The following is a 5,535-nucleotide window of genomic DNA, read 5'->3' as shown; positions in this document are numbered from 1 at the left end:
CATCAGCGCCAAAATGCCGAAAAGTTCATTGCCCCTGCATCGAGGGCCGCGTAACGTTCAACCCGGCATCGCCGCTCAACGAAGTTCAACAAACTTCGGGACATCCCCTCAAAGTGTGTTGCTCGCCCAAGACGTCGAGGGACGATTGCATCTTGTTCATCGAAGCGGCGGACCAAGGAGAGCGGAATGGTTGACGGACCCAAGGCCGGGATTGTCACCTTGCAGGATGTCCCGAATTATGGAGCAGCGTTGCAAGCGTTCGCCCTGAAGTCGATCCTGGGTCAATTTGCGCAGGCCGATGTGGTCAACTACCACAATCGCCATGCCAGCCGCGACATGGAGTTGATCCGCTCGGCGCGCACACTGCGCCAGTTCATGGGAACGGCTAAGGATCTCTTCCGTTTGGCCAGTCGCAGGCGTACTCTGGAGCGTTTCCGCGACTTTCAAAGCGTGGCACTCGACCTTGGCCCCCGACTTTCTGCAAGCGAACTCAAAAGCCGACGCGAAGATGGCCGAGACGCCTATGTGTGCGGCAGTGACCAGATCTGGAACCCCAACTGTGTCACGGCTGACGGGACAATCGATCCGGTCTATTTCCTCGACTTCGCCCGGCACTCGCGCAAGATTGCCTATGCCGCCAGCATCGGCCATTACAAATTCAATGCTATCGAGCGAAAGCAGATCAGGTCCCTACTGGCGGATTTCAGTGCCATATCGGTTCGCGAAGCCGGGGCGGTTGACATCATTGAGCCCCTGGTCGAAAAAGAAGTTGTACACGTCTTAGACCCGACGCTACTCATTGATCGCAACGGATGGGAGCACTTGCTGCCTGCTTCCAGCGAAGTCGATCCCGGGCTCGTGACCGCCCCCTATGTACTTGTGTACTCAGTACCTAAGTCGCAGCTTGTGGCGCCAGCGGCGGAGCATTTTTCGGTAGTCTGCCGGTCCAGGACCGTATGCATCGAGCAGGATCCGTTCCACCGCCTGCCCTTCGCAACCACCGTCAGCGATGCCGGACCCCTCGAGTTTCTGACGCTCTGGTCGAAGGCTCGATTTGTCGTGACGGACTCCTTTCACGGCGTGTGCTTTTCCATAATTTTCAACAAGCCTTTCGTCGCCGTCAGTCCGGGAGTGCATTCGAGCCGAATTGTCAGCCTTCTGACCATGACGGGGCTGATGCATCGCTATGCCTTGGATCGCGCTGGGATCGCGGCGATGTCAGATGCGGTGGATTTCGCGCAAGCCAATGAGGTACTCGATAGCGAGCGCAGCAAGAGCGTGGCTTTCCTCAGAAAGGCTCTGCTGGATTGACTGGGCTGCGGGCTTCAAGGCCGGAAGAGAAGACGATTGGCCTCGACGGACTTCGGATCGGTCAATACGATTCGCGCATAGTTGCGGCAGGCCCGCCGGACGGCGCCAAGCGCATCCCCATCGAGCCCGGCTAGTCGGTCGAGTTCGCGGGCAAAAGCTTGATCGTCAAGAGGGCCATCATAGCCGACGCCCTTGCCGGCCAGACCCCTCCACGGGGTACAGTCACTGATTACGACCGGCAGCCCGACCGAAAGCGCCTCGGGAATCACATGGCCGTAATTTTCGCCGAGCGTGGGTAGGAAGAAGGCGTCGTGGCGTGCGAGCGTTGCGTGAATTTCGGTTCGGGGTAGGGTGCCGGAGTGCACAAAACCGATGTGGGCAGGAAGATGCTCTGCGGCGCGCTGGCATTCTTCCCAATAGGCCTTGTCCTGTACCGGTCCATAGACTGTTAAGTGGGCGGGTGCATGCATGTGGGCCAAGGCGTTGATCGCGCCGACGAGATTCTTCATCGGCGAAATCCGCGACAGAAAGCAGATGCGCAAAGGGTCCCCTGCTTTTCGTGGATGCCATGTCGTTATCGTACTGTCGTCGGGCATCGCGCCGAGATCGGGTGCAGTGCGGACCTTTTGGGCGACATCGGGGCCGAGCGCGGAAACAATCTCTTCGGCTTCGAACGGGGTGGAGGCGTGCCATTCGATTCCGGCCAACAAGCCGGAGGCCTTGAGAGCGGCCATATACGCATATTTTTTTCGGGACTTAAGGCCTAGTGCGCCAGCCGAGAACTCGCCCCGAGGGGCCAGTACGAGCCGGGTCTGCGGGAGTCGCCCCAATCGTCGCGCAAGTAGGACGCGCGCGGTAAAACGCGTATCAAAAAAGCTGTTAAGATATAGCACGTGGATGGATTGATCCGCCGCGCGCGCAATCGATCTGATCGAGATCTCGCTGGGGGCCAGATACAGCACTGATGCCTTGCCGACCGGGGTCCATACGCCGGGCGAGACGGACCGATACTGCTGGCTGTCCGTTATGTCGCGATCTGTGGTGACCAGCCGGAACAGGATGGTGTCTCCCAACGCCGTAAACAAATTGGCCAGCGAGACAATAGGCCCGCCGGCCTCGTACCCGGGCAGATAGAATCTGTTAAATACCAAGACTGTTGTCATAGCTCACTTTTTGTCGATCGGTCATAAAGATTATGGTAAGGCCGACTATAGCAAGGAAGACGCCCGGCGAGAAATAGCCATAGCCTCGCAAGAAAAGTTCGACTACTAGCGAAACAATAAAACAGTAGGAGATTGCACGCAGCGGTTCAATTTTCGCTCTGTCGGCAACAGCAAGATTGCAGAAGGCGTAAACACCCGCGCCAAGCAGCGCTGCAACGACCCCGATCCCGATATAGCCGAATTCCGAGACGATTTTGGGCGCGAGAGAACCGCCATCGTTTCTGTTCTTGTACATGTGAGCGATCGATCTGATGCGCTCGGCTATCGGGCCAGGCTCCGACGTCCCCATGGATTGGAAGCCGCGCCCGGCGCCACCGGTTTCGATCAGTGAGCGATAGGCATCCTCCCAGCCTTGCAGGAACACAAGTACCGTGAGGTTTTTGCTTTGAGGACTTATTGACAGTCGGTCGGCTAAATATCGCATTATAGGTTTGGAGGGCGCGGTCCTTCGTTCCTTGGTTGCCGAAGGATCCGGCTGGCTCTCCGGGGCTTGGTAGACTCCAGGTTTGGAGGGCGCGGTCCTTCGTTCCTTGGTTGCCGAAGGATCCGGCTGGCTCTCCGGGGCTTGGTAGACTCCAGGCAGAGGGCTGTGAAACACGCCTTGTTGATAAGCAATAAATGCACAATATATAAGGATACAGCTAATAGCATAAAAAACATACTTATCGAATGATATCTCTCGATCTATATTTATTATGTATCGAAAAGATATTAGTAGTAAAATAACCATTGAAACTAATAATAATATTAAAGACGGTTGTAGGAGAGAAATAATCACGTAGACAGTCAGCAAAATGATATTTCGAGGCAATGGGAGAAATACCGCACCAAAAAGCATGAATGGGGCGGCCGCAAGGGCATAGTGGCTAGGCTCTGCGAATGGGAAAATGTTCTTAACATAGAGGTTGTATCCGAGAAAAGAAGGGCGCCACAGCACCGTCAATAAGCCAGGAATGATAAACAAAAGATTGGCTACAAGCACAATTTTTTCGATATTTTTTCTCAAAAGAACAACGCACAAACGTGACAACAGCAATCCTAGCGAAACCGCAATGCAGACAATGAAGCCGTGCGCCGTGGCTTTCACGAGTATTTGTGCGGGTTTGAAGTCTTCATATGTCGCGTTAAAGAAGGCGGACAGAAAAAGGATGAGACTGTAGGATAGACTGATGGAGATAACCGTCAATGTGGGGGGCGCTAGCACGAATGTTGCTATCGCAATCAGAATGATCCCTACCGCCAGCGATCCCGCAGGGAACACAACGTATATGAAGCTGGGCAGGCAGACGACTAAAATGAAGAAAGGCACCACAAATATATCGTTTGACTCGATAATTCGAACAACCCTTCGGTCATACTCATACAGACTTATCACCCTGAATGCCCCATCCGGTACGATCAAAAATCCCAAGTTAGCTCAACCGGCATTCCCCATTTGGATCACCTTTCGGCATGGTAATAGCACCCAAAGCGGTTCGCCAAGCCTTTTGGGGGATGTCCCGAAGTTTGTTGAACTTCGTTGAGCGGCGATGCCGGGTTGAACGTTACGCGGCCCTCGATGCAGGGGCAATGAACTTTTCGGCATTTTGGCGCTGATGGGCAATGAGGGCGGCCCGCAGAATCGGCAGCTGCTTGTGAGCCTTGAGCTTGCGGAAGCCCTTGGCGGCCTCGATCATACCGGCGGCGACCCATCTCAGAGCCATTTGTCCGTTCTGCCACCGCTTCACGTTGTGCGTGACGCGCCGGATCGTACCCATCATGTTCTCGGCGATGTTGGTGCAAGCCAGCGAGCGGCGGTGGATTCCAGCGCGAAGCGCAACATTCTCATGAGAAGCGGATTTGAACGTCTTTGCCAAGCTCCTTGAGGAGTGCCTGGAACGGGGTGATGAAGCCGAGACATTTTCTGGGCGTGGTGTTGAGGGTGATGATGGCGTCCTGGAGATCGGCTTCATCGATGGCATCGATGTCGAGCCAGCGCGGGAGCCAGCGCCGCAGTCGGCCGTTGGCGTTTTCTATCCCGCCTTTCTGCCAGGAGGCGTAGGCATCGCAGAACCATGTTGACATGCCGAAGAGGTCGGTCAGCAGGCCATGGCGGGCGAAGGTCGTGTCATTATCGAAAGTCACCGAACCGCGCAGGCTTGGATCGACACGGCGGAAGATCGCCATCATTGACGAGATGGTCTCTGCGGCGGTTTTGCCGCTCATCCTTGTGGCCAGCGTGATCCGCGTCTTGCGCTCGTGCAGGACCAGGACGGGTCGGGTGTGCTTGCAGATAATGAGGTCCGCTTCCCAATGGCCGACTTCGTTTCGGTCTGCCGCCGAGGCTGGACGATCATGGATGGAGCGGCGGTTCTTGATGGTGTCGCGGGAGGGGCGAGCGCGCAGCGGCCGACGTCGCGTCCGCCGCCTGACCAGATAGCGCCACAGCTTCTCCGGCTGTTGAGCAGCGCGGTAGATGAAGGCGTAGATCGTCTCGGTGACGAGAGTGCGCAGCTTCGGCTCGGTGTTTCGCTTGAGCCAGCCGGCGATCTGCTCGGGCGACCAGCCCTCGGCGAGGCGGTCGGTCACGAACTGGCGCAATCTTCTGTCGCTCTCGAGTATGGCGTCACGCCGCCGTCGCTCGAGATAGGCTCCGTCGGCCTGACGCGGCGAATATCCGCCACATGGGAGACGGTTTCGGCGCAGCTCCCGGCTGATCGTGGCGGGGGAACGCCCGAGCGCCCTGGCCATGGAATTTCCCGAGGCCCCGGCGGCCTTCAGCGCGGCAAGCTGCTCCCTTTCCCAGGTGGAAAGGTGCGAATAGGATGGCACGGCAACACTCCCGAATGGTCTAGACAGCCCGCCGATACCACGTCCGGCGAGGGGGTGTTGCACCTCGTGCTGGAACTCAGGGGCGACGCTGCATCGGCAGCTTCAAACGAACAACGGTGAGGATTTCGTCGAGACCCTCCAGGATGCTCGCGGCGACGCCCGGCCGGTCCTGTTCGAGCCGGCGTGCGAG

The 5,535-nt window shown here is 57.0% G+C and carries 4 protein-coding genes and 1 pseudogene; 1 reads left to right on the top strand and 4 read right to left on the bottom strand.

Annotation, left to right across the window (positions count from 1 at the left end; genetic code table 11):
- The first annotated feature begins 186 nt into the window (after positions 1-186).
- Positions 187-1,311 carry a polysaccharide pyruvyl transferase family protein gene (locus tag VSX60_RS21885; RefSeq protein WP_327626358.1) on the top strand — a complete coding sequence of 375 codons (1,125 nt, stop codon included), beginning with the start codon at positions 187-189 and terminating at the stop codon, positions 1,309-1,311.
- Between the two features lie 14 nt (positions 1,312-1,325).
- On the opposite strand, the gene VSX60_RS21880 is transcribed toward VSX60_RS21885, so the two are convergent.
- The 4 genes and pseudogenes from VSX60_RS21880 to VSX60_RS21865 all read right to left on the bottom strand — a co-directional run bounded on the left by VSX60_RS21880 (position 1,326) and on the right by VSX60_RS21865 (position 5,345).
- Positions 1,326-2,474: a glycosyltransferase family 4 protein gene (locus VSX60_RS21880; RefSeq protein WP_327626357.1), complete on the bottom strand. Its 1,149-nt coding sequence runs from the start codon at positions 2,472-2,474 to the stop codon at positions 1,326-1,328.
- Positions 2,452-3,846 carry a hypothetical protein gene (locus VSX60_RS21875; protein ID WP_327626356.1) on the bottom strand — a complete coding sequence of 465 codons (1,395 nt, stop codon included), beginning with the start codon at positions 3,844-3,846 and terminating at the stop codon, positions 2,452-2,454. The genes VSX60_RS21880 and VSX60_RS21875 overlap by 23 nt, the downstream gene beginning before the upstream one ends.
- Positions 3,847-4,078: 232 nt before the next feature.
- Positions 4,079-4,330, bottom strand: a pseudogene (locus VSX60_RS21870) (IS256 family transposase); the annotation flags it as partial.
- Between the two features lie 28 nt (positions 4,331-4,358).
- Positions 4,359-5,345, bottom strand: coding sequence for an IS30 family transposase (locus VSX60_RS21865; RefSeq protein WP_327626355.1), 987 nt, complete (start codon positions 5,343-5,345; stop codon positions 4,359-4,361).
- Positions 5,346-5,535: the final 190 nt, after the last annotated feature.

This window comes from Aurantimonas sp. A3-2-R12, assembly GCF_036016755.1.
GTDB classification, from domain to species: Bacteria; Pseudomonadota; Alphaproteobacteria; order Rhizobiales; family Rhizobiaceae; genus Aurantimonas; species Aurantimonas coralicida_A.
The sequence above is the reverse complement of the archived record's forward strand: the minus strand, read 5'-3'. Positions and strand labels throughout refer to the sequence as shown.

Bases quoted from the DNA above. Each gene is read 5' to 3' on its own strand.
- VSX60_RS21885 (WP_327626358.1), top strand. From the start codon at position 187: ATGGTTGACGGACCCAAGGCCGGGATTGTCACCTTGCAGGATGTCCCG.
- VSX60_RS21880 (WP_327626357.1), bottom strand. From the start codon at position 2,474: ATGACAACAGTCTTGGTATTTAACAGATTCTATCTGCCCGGGTACGAG.